Source organism: Corynebacterium sp. LK26, assembly GCF_014335085.1.
GTDB lineage: Bacteria > Actinomycetota > Actinomycetes > Mycobacteriales > Mycobacteriaceae > Corynebacterium > Corynebacterium jeikeium_D.
In genome coordinates this window covers 19,003-39,057 of the sequence record NZ_PDHB01000002.1, presented here as the reverse complement: position 1 = coordinate 39,057, position 20,055 = coordinate 19,003, and the positions used below count along the sequence as shown (strand labels likewise).

Annotated in this window: 16 protein-coding genes; 13 read left to right on the top strand and 3 right to left on the bottom strand. The window is 57.5% G+C overall.

Annotated features, from left to right (window positions below):
* Positions 1-695 precede the first annotated feature (695 nt).
* The 9 genes from nrdH to CRD13_RS03655 all read left to right on the top strand — a co-directional run bounded on the left by nrdH (position 696) and on the right by CRD13_RS03655 (position 11,963).
* A complete protein-coding gene (nrdH, locus tag CRD13_RS03695) occupies positions 696-920 on the top strand; it encodes a glutaredoxin-like protein NrdH (RefSeq protein ID WP_005511161.1) in 225 nt (74 codons plus the stop codon).
* A gap of 85 nt (positions 921-1,005) precedes the next feature.
* Positions 1,006-1,428, top strand: a complete 423-nt coding sequence (gene nrdI / locus CRD13_RS03690; protein WP_187401308.1) for a class Ib ribonucleoside-diphosphate reductase assembly flavoprotein NrdI — start codon at positions 1,006-1,008, stop codon at positions 1,426-1,428.
* A 174-nt stretch (positions 1,429-1,602) separates the two neighbouring features.
* The gene (gene nrdE / locus CRD13_RS03685) at positions 1,603-3,747 is read left to right on the top strand and encodes a class 1b ribonucleoside-diphosphate reductase subunit alpha (protein ID WP_187400023.1); all 2,145 of its coding nucleotides are present in this window, start codon (positions 1,603-1,605) and stop codon (positions 3,745-3,747) included.
* Between the two features lie 235 nt (positions 3,748-3,982).
* The gene (gene deoD / locus CRD13_RS03680; protein WP_016422251.1) at positions 3,983-4,708 is read left to right on the top strand and encodes a purine-nucleoside phosphorylase; all 726 of its coding nucleotides are present in this window, start codon (positions 3,983-3,985) and stop codon (positions 4,706-4,708) included.
* 50 nt (positions 4,709-4,758) lie between these two features.
* Positions 4,759-6,204, top strand: a complete 1,446-nt coding sequence (locus CRD13_RS03675; RefSeq protein WP_016422252.1) for an MFS transporter — start codon at positions 4,759-4,761, stop codon at positions 6,202-6,204.
* Positions 6,205-6,541: 337 nt separating this feature from the next.
* A complete protein-coding gene (nrdF, locus tag CRD13_RS03670) occupies positions 6,542-7,558 on the top strand; it encodes a class 1b ribonucleoside-diphosphate reductase subunit beta (RefSeq protein ID WP_016422253.1) in 1,017 nt (338 codons plus the stop codon).
* Positions 7,559-7,888: 330 nt separating this feature from the next.
* A complete protein-coding gene (gene ctaD / locus CRD13_RS03665) occupies positions 7,889-9,589 on the top strand; it encodes a cytochrome c oxidase subunit I (protein WP_005511131.1) in 1,701 nt (566 codons plus the stop codon).
* Positions 9,590-9,867: 278 nt separating this feature from the next.
* Positions 9,868-11,160, top strand: a complete 1,293-nt coding sequence (serB, locus tag CRD13_RS03660; protein ID WP_049193346.1) for a phosphoserine phosphatase SerB — start codon at positions 9,868-9,870, stop codon at positions 11,158-11,160.
* Positions 11,160-11,963: an aminoacyl-tRNA hydrolase gene (locus CRD13_RS03655; RefSeq protein ID WP_048732996.1), complete on the top strand. Its 804-nt coding sequence runs from the start codon at positions 11,160-11,162 to the stop codon at positions 11,961-11,963. The genes serB and CRD13_RS03655 overlap by 1 nt, the downstream gene beginning before the upstream one ends.
* Here CRD13_RS03655 and CRD13_RS03650 read toward each other — a convergent pair.
* From CRD13_RS03650 to CRD13_RS03640, 3 genes are all read right to left on the bottom strand, one after another.
* The gene (locus CRD13_RS03650; RefSeq protein ID WP_069359083.1) at positions 11,954-13,537 is read right to left on the bottom strand and encodes an AMP-binding protein; all 1,584 of its coding nucleotides are present in this window, start codon (positions 13,535-13,537) and stop codon (positions 11,954-11,956) included. The genes CRD13_RS03655 and CRD13_RS03650 overlap by 10 nt on opposite strands.
* 182 nt (positions 13,538-13,719) lie before the next feature.
* Complete coding sequence (locus CRD13_RS03645) at positions 13,720-15,708, bottom strand: ATP-dependent DNA helicase (RefSeq protein ID WP_172954634.1); 1,989 nt, start codon at positions 15,706-15,708, stop codon at positions 13,720-13,722.
* 128 nt (positions 15,709-15,836) lie between these two features.
* Complete coding sequence (locus CRD13_RS03640) at positions 15,837-17,147, bottom strand: nicotinate phosphoribosyltransferase (protein ID WP_016422259.1); 1,311 nt, start codon at positions 17,145-17,147, stop codon at positions 15,837-15,839.
* Positions 17,148-17,228: 81 nt separating this feature from the next.
* On the opposite strand from CRD13_RS03640, the gene clpS reads away from it, so the two are divergent.
* The 4 genes from clpS (at position 17,229) to CRD13_RS03620 (ending at position 19,984) form a co-directional block, all read left to right on the top strand.
* Positions 17,229-17,522, top strand: coding sequence for an ATP-dependent Clp protease adapter ClpS (clpS, locus tag CRD13_RS03635; protein WP_005511165.1), 294 nt, complete (start codon positions 17,229-17,231; stop codon positions 17,520-17,522).
* A gap of 30 nt (positions 17,523-17,552) precedes the next feature.
* Positions 17,553-18,104, top strand: coding sequence for a DUF2017 domain-containing protein (locus tag CRD13_RS03630; protein WP_005511188.1), 552 nt, complete (start codon positions 17,553-17,555; stop codon positions 18,102-18,104).
* 85 nt (positions 18,105-18,189) lie between these two features.
* Complete coding sequence (locus CRD13_RS03625; RefSeq protein ID WP_049172868.1) at positions 18,190-19,293, top strand: P1 family peptidase; 1,104 nt, start codon at positions 18,190-18,192, stop codon at positions 19,291-19,293.
* A 16-nt stretch (positions 19,294-19,309) separates the two neighbouring features.
* Positions 19,310-19,984: a rhomboid family intramembrane serine protease gene (locus tag CRD13_RS03620; RefSeq protein WP_016422263.1), complete on the top strand. Its 675-nt coding sequence runs from the start codon at positions 19,310-19,312 to the stop codon at positions 19,982-19,984.
* The last annotated feature ends 71 nt before the right edge of the window (positions 19,985-20,055 follow it).

Genomic DNA, 20,055 nt, shown 5'->3' with positions numbered 1-20,055 from the left:
TCTGAAGTCGCAGTTTTACTGTGGCCAAAGGTTGCGGTTTTTGGTTTTTGGAGGAGGTAGGTTCAGGCGGTGACTGCGTTTATGGCTGGCGGCGGTGGGGCGATGGAAGTTACTGACTACGTTTATGACAGAAATGGCTCGAAAAATGGCTTGAAAGTGTCATAAACTTACACAGTTTCACATGTGCAGCCCGTGTTCATATGTGCAGCCCGCGATTTTTGAGATCGCTGCGGAATCCGAAGTTGGGTAGGGGATGGACAAAGGCAGGGCGGGGACACTGCGGCGCCTGGAATCGGTGCGGTCGGCTGCGGGGCGTCATGCAGTAATTGGTTTAACCAAAATCCACCGATAGTTGTTTTTCTACGATTTTCTAGAATTTTTAGCGTGAAATTACAAGGTTGTGGTGCGTCTGTGTACAACATCTTGTGCGCCAGAGATCTCCGAACAGGGAATACCATGGTTGTGAGTACTACATCTAGTATGACTAGAGTTTTCTAGGCACCAAGTGTAGTGTTTTCGATGTCGAGCCAAGGAGAGCTAAAAGGACCTGTCTGCCACCCGTACTCGGTTTCTCATGAACCCTGGGAGCTTTCGGTCATTCAACCAATCCGCTGATTCCTCGGCCGCTTCCGTTGTTTGTACGAAGTCGATCCGATTCATTGGTCTTACCCAAAGCCAGAAAGTTTGTGAGAGTCATGGTTACCGTTTACAGCAAGCCTGCATGTGTCCAGTGCCGCGCTACCACTCGTGCCCTCGATAAGGCTGGAATTGCCTACGATATCGTCGACATCACCATGGACGATGAGGCTCGGGACTACGTCATGGCTCTCGGTCATCTCCAGGCGCCGGTCGTTGACACTGGCACTGAGACCTGGTCGGGTTTCCGTCCGGATCGCATCAAGGCTCTCCAGGCAGCGTAAGAATCACACACCTCTCCGCAGATTTCGTTGACCACCCGGGAAGCGAAGATTGCGGGGGTTTTGCGATGTAAAGGGTGAAGCTCTCATGCGGGTGGTGTATTTCTCCTCGGCGACGGGGAATACACACAAGTTTGTTGAAAAGCTAGGTATCAAAAATGCCCGCATTCCCATCCGTCGTAATGAGCCGGAGCTTATCGTCGATGAGCCCTATGTCCTCATTTGTCCGACTTATGGTGGTGGCGTTTCCATCAGCGGTGGTAACTCAAGGCCAGTTCCTCCGCAGGTCATCAAATTTCTTAATAATGAGCACAACCGCTCTTTCATCCGAGGTGTGATTGCTGCCGGCAATCTCAACTTCGGTGAGGACTTCTGTAAAGCAGGGGATGTCATCTCCTACAAGTGCAAGGTTCCATATCTATATCGCTTCGAGCTGATGGGAACCGACCACGATGTGCGGCGAGTCCGAGAAGGGCTAGAGGAATTCTTCCACGGTAGAGCCAGCGCCTAAGTTGGCAAGCCTCAGTGTCGAGGGAAGGGGCACTGAGGACAACCGAATGGATACGCTCGCGGAAGCCGTCGTAAAGCGGTGTGCGAGGAAAATAGCTAGATTGGATTGCTCTGGGCAGTGTTGGAACAGACCCTGTGCAGGCAAATGAATATTAAAGGAGTCAACGTGTCGGAAATGGGCAAGCAGGTCGCGGAGCCGGTGGGTGAGGACAAGCTGGATTACCACGCGCTCAATGCGCTGCTGAATCTGTACGGTGAAGACGGCAAGATTCAGTTCGATAAAGACCGCATGGCTGCGCGGCAGTTCTTCTTGCAGCATGTCAATCAGAACACTGTGTTCTTCCACAACTTGCGGGAGAAGCTCGATTATCTGGTAGAGAACCATTACTACGAGGCCGAGGTTCTGGAGAAGTACGAATTTGAGGACGTCAAGGCGCTGTTTAAGCAGGCCTACGCCCACAAGTTCCGTTTTCAGACTTTCCTGGGTGCTTACAAGTACTACACCTCGTACACACTGAAGACCTTCGACGGCAAGCGTTACTTGGAGCGCTACGAAGACCGTGTCTGCATGGTTGCTCTCACGCTTGCCGACGGCGACTTGGGGCTCGCGCAGCACCTGGTTGATGAGATCATCACCGGACGTTTCCAGCCTGCTACTCCTACATTCCTCAACTCCGGTAAGGCCCAGCGCGGCGAGCCGGTGAGCTGCTTCCTGCTGCGTATCGAGGACAACATGGAGTCCATTGGTCGCGCCATTAACTCCTCGCTGCAGCTGTCCAAGCGCGGCGGTGGTGTGGCGCTGCTGCTGAGCAACCTGCGTGAACAGGGTGCTCCGATTAAGCACATCGAGAATCAGTCTTCCGGTGTCATCCCGGTTATGAAGCTGCTGGAGGACTCCTTCTCCTACGCTAACCAGCTGGGTGCTCGTCAGGGTGCTGGCGCTGTCTACCTGCACGCGCACCACCCGGACATCATGCGCTTCTTGGATACCAAGCGTGAGAACGCGGACGAGAAGATTCGCATCAAGTCGCTGTCGCTTGGCGTTGTCATTCCGGACATCACGTTTGAGCTGGCCAAGCGTAACGACGACATGTACCTCTTCAGCCCGTACGATGTCGAGCGTGTCTACGGTAAGCCGTTCGCGGACATTAATATCACTGAGAACTACGCGGATATGGTCGAGGACCCGCGTATTCGTAAGCAGAAGATCAACGCGCGTCAGTTCTTCCAGACCATCGCTGAGATTCAGTTTGAGTCCGGCTACCCGTACATCATGTTCGAGGACACGGTTAACCGCGCGAACCCGATTGAGGGCCGCATTAACATGTCGAACCTCTGCTCGGAGATTCTGCAGGTCAACACCCCGTCGACCTACAATGCGGACCTGTCCTACGAGCACGTGGGTGAGGACATTTCCTGTAACCTCGGTTCGCTGAATATTGCGATGACCATGGACTCGCCGGACTTTGGTCGCACTGTCGAGACTGCCATCCGTGGCCTGACTGCGGTCAGTGAGCAGACTTCTATTGACTCGGTGCCATCGATTCGCAAGGGCAACGACGGATCTCACGCCATCGGCCTGGGGCAGATGAACCTGCACGGCTACCTTGGCCGCGAGAAGATTATGTACGGCTCGGAAGAGGGCCTGGACTTCACCAACGCCTACTTCGCAGCAGTGCTCTACGCAGTCCTGCGCGCATCCAACAAGATTGCTCGCGAGCGCGGTCAGAAGTTCGTCAACTTTGAGAACTCTGACTACGCCAGCGGCAAGTACTTCGATAACTTCGATCCGGCAGAGTTCCAGCCGAAGACTCAGCACGTCAAGGAGATCTTCGAGAACTCCACCGCGCACATTCCGGACGCTGAGGACTGGGCGCAACTGAAGGCCGACGTCATGGAGTACGGCCTGTTCAACCGTAACCTGCAGGCAGTGCCGCCGACCGGTTCGATTTCCTACATCAACAACTCGACCTCGTCGATTCACCCGATTGCATCTCAGATTGAGATTCGCAAGGAGGGCAAGATCGGTCGCGTATACTATCCGGCTCCGCACTTGGACAATGACAACCGTGAGTACTTCCAGGACGCCTACGAAATCGGCTACGAGAAGATCATTGACACTTACGCGGTCGCTACCAAGTATGTTGACCAGGGACTGTCGCTGACCTTGTTCTTCAAGGACACGGTGAGCACTCGTGACCTCAACCGTGCGCAGATTTACGCATGGCGCAAGGGTATTAAGACTCTGTACTACATCCGCCTGCGTCAGGTTGCGCTGGAGGGTACTGAGGTCGAGGGTTGCGTATCCTGCATGCTTTAAGCAAGCGTGCTTGAGGGCTAGGCATCTAGTGCTTCAGTTGTAGCGCATTGAAGGCGCGAGAATTTCCCCGAGTTTTGCCGGGAGATTCTCGCGCCTTTTTCGTCACTCCACCCAATTGGGAACAAATGTAAATATCACTATTGACGGTTGTAATCCAGGTAATTAACCTGGGCAGTGGTACACCAATGTTCGCATAATTTTCACCCACGGCTAGTGGGGGAAGGGGCTGGAAGCCATGTCCGATACCACTGGTAAGAGCACTCCACACATCAACCCAAAGGGTGCGCCGATTGCAGAAACCATTTTGTTGCCAGGTGACCCGCTGCGTGCCAAGTTCATTGCGGAGACCTATTTGGACGATGTCGTTCAGTTCAACAAAGTTCGCAACATGTTGGGCTTTACCGGCACCTACCAGGGGCAGGAAGTGTCCGTCATGGGATCCGGTATGGGCATTCCGTCTATCTCGCTGTACTCCTGGGAACTTATCCATGTTTTCGGCTGCAAGAAGCTGATTCGCGTCGGTTCCTGCGGCGCGTTGCAGCCGGAGCTGGACCTGTATGACGTGGTTATCGGCCAGACGGCATCGACGGACTCCAATTTTCTATCGCAGTACAACTTGCCGGGAACGTTCGCCCCGTCCGCATCTTTCCGTCTGATTGAAGATGTTCGCGATCGTGCCCGCGAGCAGGGCATCACTACACACGTCGGCAACATCTTGTCCAGCGATATTTTCTACAACTTCCAGGATGATGTGAACGACCGTTGGGCACGCATGGGTGTGCTGGCGGTGGAGATGGAATCTGCTGGCCTTTATGCCACCGCCGCCGAGGCCGGTGTGGAGGCCATGGGAATCTTCACTGTGTCGGACAACATCGTCACCGGTGGAAAGACCACTCCGGAAGAACGTGAGAAGGCCTTCACGACGATGATGGAGCTGGCATTGCCGCTGGCTCGACTCTAGTGTCCTGGTCCGCAATCAATTGGCTTGAAGTGTGAAATAGGTACAGTGCGATGAGCAATCCCGCCAGCAATACCAGCTTGAACGTGAATCCCCGTGAAAGCGCAGCGTCCAAGGCTGCCGCGCCAAACCCTAAGGCCGCAGTCCCGGTCTTGCTGTTTTCCTTTGTATTCTGTTTGGTCTTGGACAATGGCTTTAAGTTCATGACCAAGCCGATTGCGGAATCTCTGGACCTCAGTGTCTCCACGGCCAGTCTGCAGGCGACACTCGCCGGTATCTTGATTGGCATTGGAGCGGTGGTGTACGCCGCATTGGCGGACAGCATCAGTATCCGCAAATTGATGATTGTCGGTATCGGCTTCGTCGCCGTGGGCTCTCTACTGGGTTATTTCTTCCAGGGAGTATGGCCAATCGTGCTTACTGCCCGCATTATTCAAACTGCCGGCCTGGCGGCGGCTGAGACACTCTACGTCATCTATGTCACCAAGTACCTAAGCCCAGAAGATCAGAAAACCTACCTCGGCTTTTCCACCGCGGCCTTCCAAGCCGCGCTGCTGATTGGAACGTTGACCTCGGGAATCGTGGCTACCTACATTTCCTGGCCGGCTATGTTCCTGATTTCGCTCATTCTGATAGTTGCCATTCCGTTCCTGATCAAGACAGTTCCGGAGGAGCAGCAGCAGAAGAGTCACCTGGATATCTTTGGCCTGTTCCTCATCGCGGTCATCGCCACTGCGGTGATGCTGTTCATGCAGCAGTTCCAATGGTGGTGGCTGGTTGCCGCTGCGCTGGGCGTCGCGCTCTTTGTCTGGCACATCCGGACACATGACAACGCCGTGGTCAGCCCGTCGTTCTTTACCAATGCTCGCTACGTTTGCGCGCTGATTGTTGTGCTCGTGGTTTACATGGTCCAGTTGGGGTATTCGGCCATTCTGTTGCCGTATATGGTCGACGAGCTCTATGGCATCAACCTCGACGGTGCTGCCTATATCCTCGCGCCGGGCTACCTCTGCGCTGTCATCGTCGGTGTAATGTCTGGCAAGGTTGCCAAGTTCCTGCCCTCGAAGCAGGCCATTGTCGCGGCTATCAGCATCATCATCGTGGCGTTGCTCATCCCCGCAGTGCTGCCGGGGGCCGGTGTTGCCACGGTTATCGTCTCCATGATTCTGTTCCCATCAGGGTTCGCGCTCATGTATGCGCCGTTGGTCGCGACCGCACTGCAGAACATTCCTGCCGCCAAGTCCGGTGTTGCAATCGGTTTCTACAATCTGACGATCAACATTGCCGTACCGGTTGGCATCGCGTTAACGGCCATGCTTGTTGATTCTCGACCGGCCTTCTTCAGCACCCTCTCCATCGCGCAGTCTGAAGCAGAAGGGGTCTCCGCTACCATCGCTTGGTTGCTCGCGCTCATGGCTGTCGTAGGTTTGCTGGTGTACGTCATCTCCGACCGCATCATCAACGACACGGCGGAAAACCGAGAGAAGGTTCACGCCTAGGTTCGCGCAACATCTTGCGCTTGGTGCTTGACGACGGACATTGCGTCGTCAAGCACCTTGTTCTTTGTGTGACGTGGGGTTAGGGGAGGGGCACCGGGAACAAGACTCGGCAAGTGGGGCGATTTCTTCTAGGCCGCGTGCTTAATAATGCGGGTGTGGGTAAGCTGCTAAGGGTAGTGGCTCCTTTCATCGGGAGCCTGACGTTTTGTAGTGGGACAAGGCTGGAATAGCCACCGCTGCAGCCGCTGTTTGAACTCGTAAAGAGTGAAGGACGTTCCTTATATATAAGGTGTGTTCGGAAAACGGCAATATCAATGAAAAAGGGAGAGGTTTCCACGTGAGTTTCGATGATTGCCCACCCTCGACTCCGGCCCACCGTGAGAAGAATCCAGAGTCGCGTGCATGCCCAGTTGCGGCTATTGACTGGAACACGATTCCTGATGACAAGGATCTCGAGGTTTGGGATCGTCTGACCGGTAACTTCTGGTTGCCGGAAAAGGTGCCGCTGTCGAATGACATCAAGAGCTGGAATACGCTCAACGCACTGGAGCAGCGCACCACGATGCGCGTGTTCACTGGTCTGACCATGCTGGACACCATCCAGGGCACGGTTGGTGCAGTATCGCTCATCCCGGATGCGCTGACTCCGCACGAGGAAGCTGTGTACACCAATATCGCCTTCATGGAATCGGTGCACGCAAAGAGCTACTCGTCGATTTTCCAGACGCTGGCGTCGACTCCTGAAATTCAGGATGCGTTCCGTTGGGGCGAGGAGAACGAGTACCTGCAGAAGAAGGCCAAGATTATCCTCGACTACTACGAGGGCGATAATCCGCAGAAGAAGAAGGTCGCTTCCACTTTGCTGGAGTCCTTCCTGTTCTACTCGGGCTTCTACCTGCCGATGTACTGGTCCAGCCACGCCAAGCTGACTAACACCGCGGACATTATTCGCCTAATCATTCGTGATGAGGCAGTTCACGGTTACTACATCGGTTACAAGTACCAGCGCAACCTGGAGCGTCTGACCCAGGCCGAACGTGACGAGCTGAAGGATTACACCTTCGACCTCATGTTTGATCTCTACGACAACGAGATTCAGTACACCGAAGAGATGTACGACGAACTCGGTTGGACCGAGGATGTCAAGCGTTTCCTGCGTTACAACGGCAACAAGGCTCTAAACAACTTGGGCTACGAGGGTATGTTCCCGGCCGACGAGACTCGCGTTTCGCCGTCGATCCTGTCGGCCCTGTCGCCGAATGCTGACGAAAACCACGACTTCTTCTCGGGTTCCGGCTCTTCCTACGTCATGGGTAAGGCTGAAGTAACCGAGGATGAGGACTGGGACTTCTAAAAGCACAGGTGTAGGGAACATTCCGCATCGAGCCTCACTCTGGTGACAGCACACACACGGGGGTAGTAGTCCTAGCCTCGACGGTTCCTGCTAAATAGGCGTTAGCCCAGGTTAAGACAATTCTCAGGAAACTAATAGTGTGCTTAGCTGAGTGGGGAAGTGAGCCGGAAAATCCCTTAGCCTTAACTTTTTCCAAGGTTCAGACTAGAATCTGGCACATAGCGGTAGGTGGGTTCGCCGTCGCGTACTCGCCTGCACTATTCTCACAAGGACAAAACTTAAAATCCCTGTAGTGAGTTACAGGAAATCTTCGCGTAGTAAGGAGGAAGAATGACTGCAGTAGCGCCTCGTCCAGATCATGGCGTTGTAGCGCCGGAACGGCCGCAGCCGTTCGGACATGAGCGTAAGGGCAGCTGGGCGTGGGAAATGCTGACCACGACCGACCACAAGAAGCTGGGCATCATGTACATCATTATGTCCTTCTCGTTCTTCTTTGTCGGCGGTCTGATGGCTCTGCTTATCCGTGCTGAGCTCTTCGCCCCAGGACTTCAGTTCCTTTCTAACGAGCAGTTCAACCAGATGTTCACCATGCACGGCACGGTGATGCTGCTTCTGTTCGGTACCCCGATTGTTTGGGGTTTTGCTAACTACATTCTGCCACTTCAGATTGGTGCTCCGGACGTGGCTTTCCCGCGTCTGAACGCTTTCGGCTTCTGGCTGACCACCATTGGTGGCATTCTGATGCTGTCGGGCTTCCTGACCCCGGGTGGTGCTGCTGACTTCGGTTGGACCATGTACTCCCCGCTGTCTGACCCGATTCACTCTCCGGGTGTCGGTTCTGACCTGTGGATTGTCGGTGTCGGTGTTGGTGGTGTCGGTACCATCGCTTCCGCCATTAACATGACCACCACTGTCCTGTGCCTCCGTGCACCAGGCATGACCATGTTCCGTATGCCAATCTTCACCTGGAACATCCTGGTTACCTCGATCCTGGCTCTGCTGATCTTCCCGATTCTGACTGCAGCTGCTCTTGGTGTTTTGTACGACCGTAAGCTGGGCGGTCACATTTACGACCCGGCAAACGGTGGCGCAATGCTGTGGCAGCACCTGTTCTGGTTCTTCGGTCACCCAGAGGTCTACGTCCTGCTGTTGCCGTTCGTGGGCATCATCACCGAGGTCGTTCCGGTCTTTTCCCGTAAGCCGCTGTTCGGCTACGCAGGTATGGTCTTCGCAACCCTGTCTATTGCAGGTCTGTCCATGGCTGTGTGGGCACACCACATGTTCGTGACCGGTGGCGTTCTGCTTCCGTTCTTCTCGTTCATGACCTTCCTGATTTCGGTCCCGACCGGTGTTAAGTTCATCAACTGGATGGGCACCATGTGGCGTGGCCACATGACCTTCGAGGCTCCGATGACTTTCGCTCTCGGCTTCATCGTGACCTTCCTGTTCGGTGGTTTGACCGGTATTATGCTGGCTTCCCCACCGCTGGACTTCCACGTCTCTGATACTTACTTCGTCGTGGCGCACTTCCACTACACCCTGTTCGGTACCCTGGTCTTCGCTTCCTACTCGGGCGTTTACTTCTGGTTCCCGAAGATGACTGGTCGTATGCTCGACGAGAAGCTGGCAAAGGTTCACTTCTGGCTGACCTTCATCGGCTTCAACCTGACCTTCCTGGTCCAGCACTGGCTGGGTAACGAGGGTATGCCGCGTCGTTACGCCGACTACCTCGAGACTGACGGTTTCACCACCCTGAACATGATCTCCACCGTTGGTGCGTTCATCCTGGGTCTGTCTGTTATCCCGTTTGTCTGGAACGTCTTCAAGTCCTGGCGCTACGGTGAGGTCGTCACTGTTGATGACCCGTGGGGTTACGGTAACTCCCTCGAGTGGGCTACTTCTTGCCCGCCGCCGCGCCACAACTTCACCTCGATGCCGCGCATCCGCTCGGAGCGCCCGGCGTTCGAGCTGCACTACCCGCACATGGTTGAGCGTCAGCGCGCAGAGGCCCACGTTGGTCGTCAGCTCTAAGAGCTAGTGGCTACATGGCTGATGCAACTCTGAGTTAATAACTACGCGAAGCTAAGGCCCCATCACGGTTCTCCGTGATGGGGCCTTAGTCTTGTCTTTGAGAGTCTTTCCTAGGGAAGAGGCAGTAAGAGAGCGCAGGGAGAGCAGGGGGGGGCAGGGAGCGCCAGAAGGGCAAGAGAGCAGGGCGATGGCTAGCGCCTGTCACTGGCCACCCACTGAAGTGCGGAATCCCACTATGCGATGAGCACTCTGCCGGGGCTTCATGCGATACTGGATTGGTGAATGAACAGGTAATTATCTCTCCCAGTCAGTCTGTAGATACCGATGCTCTATCGGTTTCGTTGGCACCGGGACTAGCTCCGGTGCTTATTACCGCTGTTGGCCGAGACCGCCCGGGTGTCTCCGCAGCTTTCTTCCGCGTGCTCGCGGCCCACGGAGTTCAAATTTTGGATGTGGAACAGTCGGTGTTCCGCTCTAATCTGAGCCTCGGTGCGCTTGTTGGTGTCACAGAAGAAAAGGTCGGTGTTCTCCGTGAGGGACTCATTGAAACACTGAAGCCTCACGGCATGACTGTCAGTTTCCAGCTGGATGCCCCGATTGAGCGCAGCGATGGCTCCACCCACGCACTTGTCGTGTTGGGCAATCCGGTCAACGCTGAGGATATTTCCCGTATCGGCCGCACTCTTGCTGATTACGGTGCAAACATCGATTCCATTCGCGGTATTGCTGACTACCCAGTCACTGGCCTGGAATTGCTGGTCTCTATTCCGGACCCGAAGCCGGGTGCGGGCATTCCGCTGCGTAAGGCACTGGCCGAGCTTGCACAGGACCAGGACATTGACATCGCAATTGAACGCGCTGGTTTGCAACGCCGCTCCAAGCGCTTGATTTGTTTCGATGTGGACTCGACCTTGATTACCGGTGAGGTCATTGAGATGCTGGCCGCCCATGCTGGTCGCGAGGCGGAGGTTGCAGCGGTTACAGAGCGCGCTATGCGCGGTGAGCTGGACTTCGCCGAGTCACTGCATGAGCGAGTTAAGGCTCTGGCTGGCCTGCCGGTCAGTGTCCTAGAGGAAGTCACTAACTCCATCGAGCTGACTCCAGGCGCCCGCACCACGATCCGCACGCTGAAGCGCCTCGGTTACAAGTGTGGTGCTGTCTCCGGTGGCTTTATCCAGATCTTGGAGCCGCTGGCAAAGGATCTCGGTCTGGACTTTTACAAGGCGAATACCCTCGAGGTCGAGGACGGAAAGCTGACTGGACGCGTGGTCGGCGATGTCGTCGATAGGCAGGAGAAGGCCCGCAGCCTCAAGACGTTCGCCGCAGAGTCGGGGCTTCAGATGCATCAGACCGTTGCGGTCGGCGATGGGGCCAATGACATCGATATGTTGTCGGTCGCAGGCCTTGGTATTGCTTTCAATGCCAAGCCGGCGCTGAAGGAAATCGCTGACACGTCCGTCAACGTTCCATTCATGGACTCGATTCTGTTCATGCTGGGCATTTCCCGCGATGAAATCGACGATGCCGACCGCGAAGATGGCACCTTCCGCCGCGTGCCGTTGGAGCAGTAGTGCAACGCGAGGATCACAAGGATCCAGCTGTCACGGACGCATCATCGGTACCGGAGTGGTTCCGTATCGCCCATAATCTCCTGCCGCAACCTGATAGGGAAGACCACGGCGAGGATGTGCCGTGGGCAATGGCTATTGTGCTTGAGGTTCCGAAGAAGGAACGCCCCTCGCGCACTGCGCTGCTCCGCGCTGCCGCGATGGCTGTTGTTGCTTGTTGCCTGGACGAACGCGCAGGCGATGACACTTCTGCCTATCAACAAGGTCTGGCGTCTTGGTACGGTGCGCGCATCCGCAAGCTCACACGTCGCGCTCGCAATATCGGCTGGCAACGCGCTCAGCTTGCACCGGGTGTCACCGTGGACGTCGACGGCGCGCAAGCTCGCGCACTAGTGCCAACTCCTGTCGACGAAACCTACCCGGAGATTGCCAAACTACAAATTTCCGGCACCGATTTGCCTTACGACGACCCGGAGAACACATCTCCCGGCGCCCCGGGCGACCATGAGAGCGCTGACACCTTTGCTCCGCCAGTGATTTGGGTGGACAAAAACCTGAATATGTCCGTAGGAAAGGTGGCCGCGCAAGTTGGACACGGCTCAATGCTCTATGCGGCCAGTCTGTCGGTCGAGGACGCTTGGGCGTGGGCGCAAAGTGGTTATGCGTTAGATGTGAAAGAAGTACCGCGGGAGCAGTGGCCAGCGCCAGAGCTCCGCGCGGTTGAGGTTCAGGATGCCGGGTTTACCGAGATTGCTCCCGGTTCAGTCACCGTGGCGGTGACCCCTGGGGCAGTAACTCACGACTGAGCGCGTGCTGCCTCCATGGCCTTGAGATCCTTGCGCAGAATCTTGCCCGTCGCCGACTTCGGGATTTCATCCATGAACTCGACTGCTCGCACCTTCTTGTACGGTGCGACGCGGTCGGCGACGTAGTCCATAATCTCGTCTTCAGTCACCTGCTCGCCCGCCTTGATGACGACGTAAGCCTTAGGAATCTCCTCGCCGTCGGAGCGAACGACACCACTGCAGGCGGCATCGGCAATATCCGGGTGGCTGAGCAGCACGGACTCGAGCTCGGCCGGCGGAACCTGGTAGCCCTTGTACTTAATCAGTTCCTTGAAGCGGTCGACGATGTACACATTCCCGTGTTCGTCGAGTTCCGCAACGTCGCCGGTACGCAGCCAACCGTCGACAAGCGTCTCTGCCGTCGCCTTCGGGTTGTTGAGGTAGCCCTTCATCACCTGTGGACCATGAATCCATAGCTCACCTGCCTCCGAGCGCCCCTCGGCGGGAACCGGGATTTCCTCAAAGCTGTCGGAGTCGAGGTTGACAATCTTGTACTGAGTGTTGGGGACTGCGCGACCGATCGAGTCCAGCGGACTATCGTGGCCGATGCGGATGTGGGCTGCTGGCGAGGACTCGGTCATGCCGAAGCCCTGTGCGACCACGCAGTCAAGGCGCTTTTCCACCTGTTCCGCGAGGTCAAGTTGGAGAGAAGCGGCACCCGAGAAGATTGTCTCCAGGCTGGACAAGTCAAAGGAATCGACAGCTGGGTGCTTGGCCAGGCCCACAGCTACAGGTGGTGCGATGAACGCGAACTTCACCTTGTGCTCGGCGATGATGGACAGGAAATCGACGAGGTCGAACTTGCCCATGGTGTACTGCGTCGTGCGGCGCCACAGGCACAGATTCAGCAGCGCAGTCAGGCCGTAGATGTGGAAAAACGGCAGGATAGTGACAGCCGGGGTGTCCTCGGTCAGCGCGTTGACTGTAGCTCCACCCGCCTGAGCGACGTTGGCCACCAAGTTGCGGTGAGTGAGCTGGACGCCCTTCGGTACACCGGTGGTTCCCGAGGAAAACGGAATCACGGCAACGTCATCGGGTGATACGTCGACGTCCGGGGCGCCGTGCCCCTCGGCAAGCAGCTCGCCCATGCCGTGGAGACCCGTCAGGCCGATAATCATCTCTTCCGGCAGACCAGCAGCCTCAGCGCCGTGGGCGCCAGCCCAACCGATTGAGGAGGTCGTTAGCATCATCTTCGCGTCAGACATCCGGAGTTGGTTTTCAATGTCCTCCGCAGTTGCCAGCGATGCGACCGTCGTGCAGACAGCCCCCGCGCGTAGGACACCGTGAAGAGCGACCGCGAAGGTTGTCGAGTTGGGGCAGTGGAGAGCCACAACGTCGCCCTTCTTAATCCCACGTGCTGCCAGCGCACCCGCAAACTTCTCAATGCTGGCCTTCAGATCACCGAAGGTGACCTCGGAGCCTGAGTCAACGATTGCAAGCTTGTCCTGGTGACGTGGCTCAATTTCTCCGAAGAGGAACTCAAAGAGTGAGGTCTCCGGGATGTCGATGTCGGGGAGGTTGCTGGAAAGGGGCATGCAGGAAATCGCCTTTCTAATCTCGTGCACGGCTGCCAAGTGTCCTGCTTCATTAGCTCGGGCACTGTAGCAGTGCTGTGTTTCACATCACAATAATGTATTGGATAGAAAAGCGTGGGATTTTTTCCAGAAACTATGCCTAATCCAGCGTCACCTCGTGAGCCCAGACAGCCCCCTCTGAATCAGCTTTGGGTCAGCCGCTGCAACGCTCCAGCCGCAATATCCAGGTTGGTCGTCCGCCAGAAGTCAGGCATCGACGCGGCAATCCAGGAACCATAGCGTGCAGTAGCCAACCGTGAATCCAGTACCGCAACAACCCCGCGGTCATCGACTTGGCGTAGCAGACGACCAGAACCCTGCGCCATCAGCAGCGCTGCATGTGTCGCTGAGACCTCCATAAAACCGTTTCGGCCAGCGGCATTAGCCGCATCGGAGCGCGCGGACAAAAGCGGGTCGTCGGGGCGGGGGAACGGGATGCGATCGATGATGACACACGATAGCGATGGGCCAGGAACATCGACGCCTTGCCACAGCGTCAGCGTGCCAAACAAGCATGTCTGCGGATTAGCTGCGAAGCGATCAACCAGAGCACCGATAGAGTCATCGCCTTGGCACAGCACGTCGTAAGGCAGGCGCTTGCGCATTTCCTCCGCCGCTGCCTCGGCGCCTCGGCGAGAAGAAAACAGCCCGAGCGTTCGCCCACCAGCGGCGCGGATGAGGCGCTCCATGATCGCGAACTGCTCCGGTGTGGCGCCGTCGCGTCCAGGTCGTGGCAGGTCGCGTGCGACGTAGAGGATGCCAGATTTCTGCGGGTCAAAGGGCGTGCCGACGTCCAAGCCATCCCACCCACCGGAGGGAAGCCCCCAAGCGGCGGCCATGGCATCGAACTTGCCGCCAAGAGCAAGTGTTGCTGAGGTCAAAACGACGGTGGATTCGCCGAAGAGGCGTTCGCGAAGCAGTGCTGCGATGGACAGGGGAGCGACATAAACTGTCTTGTTCTCGCCAAGCCATACGACATCGTCGCTACTGAACTCTAGAATTCGCACGACTGTGTCGTGCATATTCTCCACGGCAGCGCGGACGGTCTGGCGCTCAGTGTTGTCAGAGTCAGAACTCGAACCACCGGAGCCCGACCCGCCAGAGCTGCCTGAACTAGAGGTGCCTAGCGTGGTCTGTAGTTGCCACAGGCTATCGCGGAGCGAAGCTAGCGCCGCTCCAAGCTCACCGGGAATTTCTTCGAGTGCGCCGCTGTAGGCGTCGGCAAGCAATGCGACGGTCTCGCCGAGTAGATCCGTGGCATCGGTGACATCATCCACCTGCTCTGCGGCTCCGAATTTGCGGGCGCGCCGGGCCATCATGGTGATACCGGCAGGGGAGAGCTCGTCGGTGGCAACAGAGGTGATTCGACCGTCGAGCTCGTGAGCCTCGTCAATGACAACGCAGTCGTGCTGCGGCAAAATCATGGCGTCGGAGAGCGCATCGATGGCCAACAGTGCGTGATTGGTGACAACGATGTCAACGTTGGAGGCCTCGCGGCGGGCTTGTTCGGCGAAACACTCCTCGCCGAAAGGGCAGGAAATGGCACCGACGCATTCGCGAGCCGTGACGGAGACCTGCCGCCAGGCTTCGTTGGAAACGCCCTTGTCCAGGCTGTCGCGGTCGCCGGTGTCGGTGTCATTGGCCCACTCGCGTAGCCGCATGACCTCGGCAGCGGTTCGGCTGAGCTGCGCTTCGCTGAGGAGGGCAGTGGGGCCAACGGCGTCACCTGAGCTGGCCTGCTCGGATTCATCACCGTCCATGACGGGATCTTTGATGACATTTCCGACCTTGGACTTGCACAGGTAGTTCGAGCGGCCCTTGAGGATTGCGAAGGTTGGCGTGCGGGACAAGTGTGGCTCTAGCGAACTGACTAGCCGCGGCAAGTCGCGTTCGACCAGCTGGCGTTGCAGCGCAATGGTCGCCGTGGAAACGATTACAGACTCGTCGGACTCCATTGCTTGCACAATGGCAGGCACCAGGTAGGCCAGCGACTTACCCGTACCGGTGCCTGCCTGTACCGCTAGGTGCCGCTCGCGCGCAAAGGCGGAGGCCACCGACCGGGACATTTTGACCTGATTCGGTCGAGTCGTTCCGCCGAGTCCCTTCACTGCCGCATCGAGAAGAGCTTCGATGCTATCCGCGTTATGGACGCTGGCTCTCGGTGAAGCTAGCTCGTCAACATCGTCAAAGTCCTCAAAGTCGTCCGATAGCTCAGCAAAATCTGCGTGCCCGATACTGTCCGACACAGTTCCCCCGCCGCCTAAACGCCGTGAAAACGGACGGACAGTACCGGCTCGTCACGGGAAAGTGCAAGTCCCTCCCACGGGAGGCTGACCAGCGCTTTAACCAAGTGATCGCGGGACTCCTCCAAGGTCGGTAGACCATCGACGACCTCGCCATCGCGCATCATCGGAATGGTCAGATCGCGGTAGTGCAGGTTGCCCACATCCGGGATTTCTGAGCCGAGCGGGAAAGCGATTTCCTCCACGGCGGTACCGGAACGACGGCAGGTACGAATAGCCGCCTTCACGCCACCGTGGCTTCGCTTGTCCAACGAGCGCTTGGCGACGGGCACCCCATCAACTTCGACCATCTTGTAGACCAGGCCCGCAGTCGGTGCGCCGGAGCCAGTGACTACAGAGGTGCCCACGCCGTAGACATCGACCGGCTCTGCCCTCAGCGCCGCAATGGCGAACTCGTCGAGGTCAGAGGACACTACGATGTTGGTGTTGTGCGCCCCCAGCGAGTCGAGCTGCTGACGCACCTGGCGAGCGAGAACTCCGAGGTCGCCGGAGTCAATACGTACACCGCCGAGTTCCGGACCCGCGACCTCAATAGCCGTATTGACGCCCTCGGTGATGTCGTAGGTATCCACCAACAAAGTGGTGTCGGTTCCCAGTGTGTCAATCTGAGCCTTGAAGGCCGCAGCCTCGTTCGTCGTGCCATCTGGGTTGGTGTGCAACAGAGTCCACGCGTGCGCAGCGGTACCGGAGGCTGGGATGTTGTACCGTGCCGCTGCCTCCAAGTTGGAGGTGGCGCTAAAACCTGCCAGGTAAGCGGCGCGGGCAGCAGTCACAGCTGCTTCTTCATGAGTGCGACGCGAACCCATTTCAATAATCGGGCGCCCACCGGCAGCCGTGACCATTCGGGTTGCTGCCGAGGCGATGGCGGAGTCCGCATTGAGAATGGAGAGAATAACAGTCTCCAAAATGACGCACTCGGCGAAAGTGCCTCGCACCGTCAAAATGGGCGAGGCGGGGAAGTAGAGCTCTCCCTCGCGGTAGCCGTCGACTTGGCCACTGAAGGAATAGTTACGCAGGTAATCCAGCGTCCTGTCATCGAGGAAGTCCAGCGAAGCCAGCTGTTCCTCGGTGAAGCGGAAGTTGCGGATAGCATCCAACACACGCGCTGTACCAGCGACAACGCCATAGCGACGCTCATTCGGCAGGCGACGGCCAAACACCTCGAAGGCGACCTGGCGCTCGCCGGATCCGTCGGCAAGCGATGCCTGCAGCATCGTCAGCTCGTACTTATCGGTGAGAAGGGCGGTGGAGGAATGCTTATCAATCACGGTCAACAGTCTAGTCGGCTGAAGCGGGCCGGGGCAGTCGGTTCCGGCGAGCGCGCGCCACTCCGTACTATCCTGGTGCCTATGAGCATGCCAGCAGCAACACCGATGCCCACTATGGATGCCGATGTCGTGACGGAATCGAACCGACCCTGGCAGTGCATTGTGTGGGATGACCAGGTTAATTCGATGAGTTATGTCACCTACGTGTTTCAGATGCTCTTCGGCATGGACCGAAAGAAGGCGCACGCGCTGATGATGACGGTTCACACGGAGGGCAAGGCAATCGTGTCTTCCGGTGAGCGTGACAAGGTGGAGGCCGATGTGAAGAAGCTCCACAAGGCAGGCTTGTGGGCAACAATGGAGCAGGCTGACTAAGCCGATATTCGACAGCGGGAGAGAATTTACATGCGTCCTTGGAAGCGCAAGCGATCCCTTCTCGGCGGTGGCGTCAAGTACGTCACGGCTTTTGAAGGCACGGAGCGGGATTTGCTGCTGAATCTGGCTGCTACTGTGGCGGACTCGCTGATGGAGCGAGCCCGGTCGGCACCGAAGGATGAGCTCGCGGAAATGACGGGAATGCCTGTCGGACACTCCGAGGCCCCATCCGATCCGAAGCTTGCGCGCCTGTTGCCGGACTTCACCAAGCCGGGTGAGGAGAGCGTGGAGGGGGAAAACGCCCTCATGCGCCAGCTGCATGAATCGGAGATTGTAGAGAGCAAGCTCCATTCCCTGCGTGCGATTATCGACGCCCTGGAGCCCGCCGAGTCGGGGCAGGTATCCATTTCCGAAAGTGATGCCCATGCCTGGGTGGCGGGTATCAATGACCTACGTATTTACCTGCATGTTTCCATGGAGAACCTCAATGGCTCCATCGAACAGATTGAGCAGACCGACGCGATGTACCAGTGGCTGTCCTACAACCAAGAGTCACTGTTGGACCAGCTCATGGGTGAGTAGCGAATCCGAGCAAAACCCCGAAAAGATGCAGTAATCAACTGAGGTTAGCTGCCATGAACTGTGGTGAAAGGTGCCGTGGTCGACAATGAATTCTGAGATCTTCGCAATCAGCCCCACCGACATTCGACACCAAGCCAGCAGTGCTGCGCTGGGCGCGAGCATCGACATCGGCGCAGGCTGTCTCGACTCCATCGACGGCATCTCTATCGGCCATGCTTCTGAGGGGGATACCGGAGTCACCGTCATCGCCGCTCCAGGCGGTGCTGTCGGCGCTGTCGATGTCCGCGGCGGCGGTCCGGGCACCCGCGAGACCGACCTGCTCGCACCGGAGAATACCGTCGAACGCGCCCACGCTGTCGTTTTGGCTGGCGGCTCCGCGTACGGCCTCGCAGCTGCCGACGGAGTTATGCGCGAACTGCGCGACCGCGGCATTGGCTTTGAGGTCACCCCAACTCGTCCGGATATCCTCGTGCCCATCGTTCCCGGTGCTGTCATCTTCGACTTGCTGTTGGGGGAGCCGACGCTGCCCACCGCTGAACTAGGGCGCGAGGCGTTGTCGCACGCGCTTGACGACGTCCCGGAGGACACTCCCTCCGGGACAGTAGGTGCCGGTGTCGGTGCTATGGCCGGGGCAATCAAGGGTGGTTTTGGACAAGCCCGTGTGACCTCCGCCGATGGTAAGTACTTTGTGGCTGCCGCAATGGTGGTGAACTCCTTTGGTGCGGTCATTGACCCGGAGGGACACCTTTACGGAATGCCCGCGGCTGCCGGTGCCAGCAAGGAGGCATTGGCCCGGCTGGACCAGGTTTTCGTCGGTAGAACCAAAATTCTCGCCGATGCGGCTGGCGACGGGGAGTCGTCGGCAAACACGCGAAACACAACGATTGGCACGTTGATAACCAATGCGCCGGTGACAACTGCGCAGTTGAAGCGGTTGGCGATGTGCGGTCATGACGGGTTGGCGCGAGCGATTCGGCCGGCTCATGCGCCGATGGACGGTGACACGCTGTTTGCCCTCAGCTCGGCCGAGGCGGCGGATAGCGGAAACGCTGAACCCGTGGGCTCGGATGTGGTGGCCCTGTTGGCTGCGATGGCGGCCGATGCGGTGCAGATGGCTATTGTCGATGCCGTGATGAGTGCAACGGGACGCGCGGAAGTAGCCGCGCTGTCAGAGATGCTGGACAAGTAGTGAAGGAAGTTCGCCAATGAATCCGCAATGGAGCTCGGGACAACAGCAGAATTACCAGAACTATGCGCAGTACCCGATGGGCGGTCCCGTGCAGACGCGGCGGAATAATCAGATTGTTCCACAGGATCGCGACGGCGGGCTCGGGGCGGCCATCAGTACGGCTATTGGGTACCTGGCACTTATCTGGACGGTCTTTCTTGTCAACGAATTCATCTTTGGTGGGGCGCTGAACAACTTCGGTGTGCGCCCACGCGAAACCTCGACGCTGTGGGGAATTTTGACCGCACCGCTGCTGCACGCAGATTACGGGCACATTGTGGCGAACTCTCTGCCCGGGGCGTTGTTCGCCGGTTTGATTGCAATGTCGTCGAAGCGGCTATTTTGGCAGGTCACACTCTTGATTACGGTCGTTGGTGGCGGTCTGACCTGGCTGGTCGGCGGTGTAAATACCGTCCACATCGGTGCGTCCGGCCTGATTTACGGCTGGCTGGCGTTTTTGGTCGTACGCGGTTTCGTGAATCGTCGGGTGATGCAGATTATTTTGGGCGTGATTCTGGCATCGATGTATTCGGGTCTTATCTGGGGAGTGCTGCCAACACAGATGGCTGTTAGTTGGCAGATGCACCTCTTCGGTGGGCTTGCGGGCATCTGGGCTGCGGTGATGTTTAAGCGCGGTCGTGCACGTGGCTAAGAGTGCACGTCGCTAAGAGCCCGAGGTACGTGGCATCAGCTCCTGACGAAATCGGCCTAGAATAGGAGCTT

Bases quoted from the DNA above. Each gene is read 5' to 3' on its own strand.
- nrdH (WP_005511161.1), top strand. From the start codon at position 696: ATGGTTACCGTTTACAGCAAGCCTGCATGTGTCCAGTGCCGCGCTACC.
- ctaD (WP_005511131.1), top strand. From the start codon at position 7,889: ATGACTGCAGTAGCGCCTCGTCCAGATCATGGCGTTGTAGCGCCGGAA.
- CRD13_RS03625 (WP_049172868.1), top strand. From the start codon at position 18,190: ATGAATTCTGAGATCTTCGCAATCAGCCCCACCGACATTCGACACCAA.
- nrdE (WP_187400023.1), top strand. From the start codon at position 1,603: ATGGGCAAGCAGGTCGCGGAGCCGGTGGGTGAGGACAAGCTGGATTAC.
- CRD13_RS03620 (WP_016422263.1), top strand. From the start codon at position 19,310: ATGAATCCGCAATGGAGCTCGGGACAACAGCAGAATTACCAGAACTAT.
- clpS (WP_005511165.1), top strand. From the start codon at position 17,229: ATGAGCATGCCAGCAGCAACACCGATGCCCACTATGGATGCCGATGTC.
- nrdI (WP_187401308.1), top strand. From the start codon at position 1,006: ATGCGGGTGGTGTATTTCTCCTCGGCGACGGGGAATACACACAAGTTT.
- CRD13_RS03675 (WP_016422252.1), top strand. From the start codon at position 4,759: ATGAGCAATCCCGCCAGCAATACCAGCTTGAACGTGAATCCCCGTGAA.
- deoD (WP_016422251.1), top strand. From the start codon at position 3,983: ATGTCCGATACCACTGGTAAGAGCACTCCACACATCAACCCAAAGGGT.
- CRD13_RS03630 (WP_005511188.1), top strand. From the start codon at position 17,553: ATGCGTCCTTGGAAGCGCAAGCGATCCCTTCTCGGCGGTGGCGTCAAG.
- CRD13_RS03650 (WP_069359083.1), bottom strand. From the start codon at position 13,537: ATGCCCCTTTCCAGCAACCTCCCCGACATCGACATCCCGGAGACCTCA.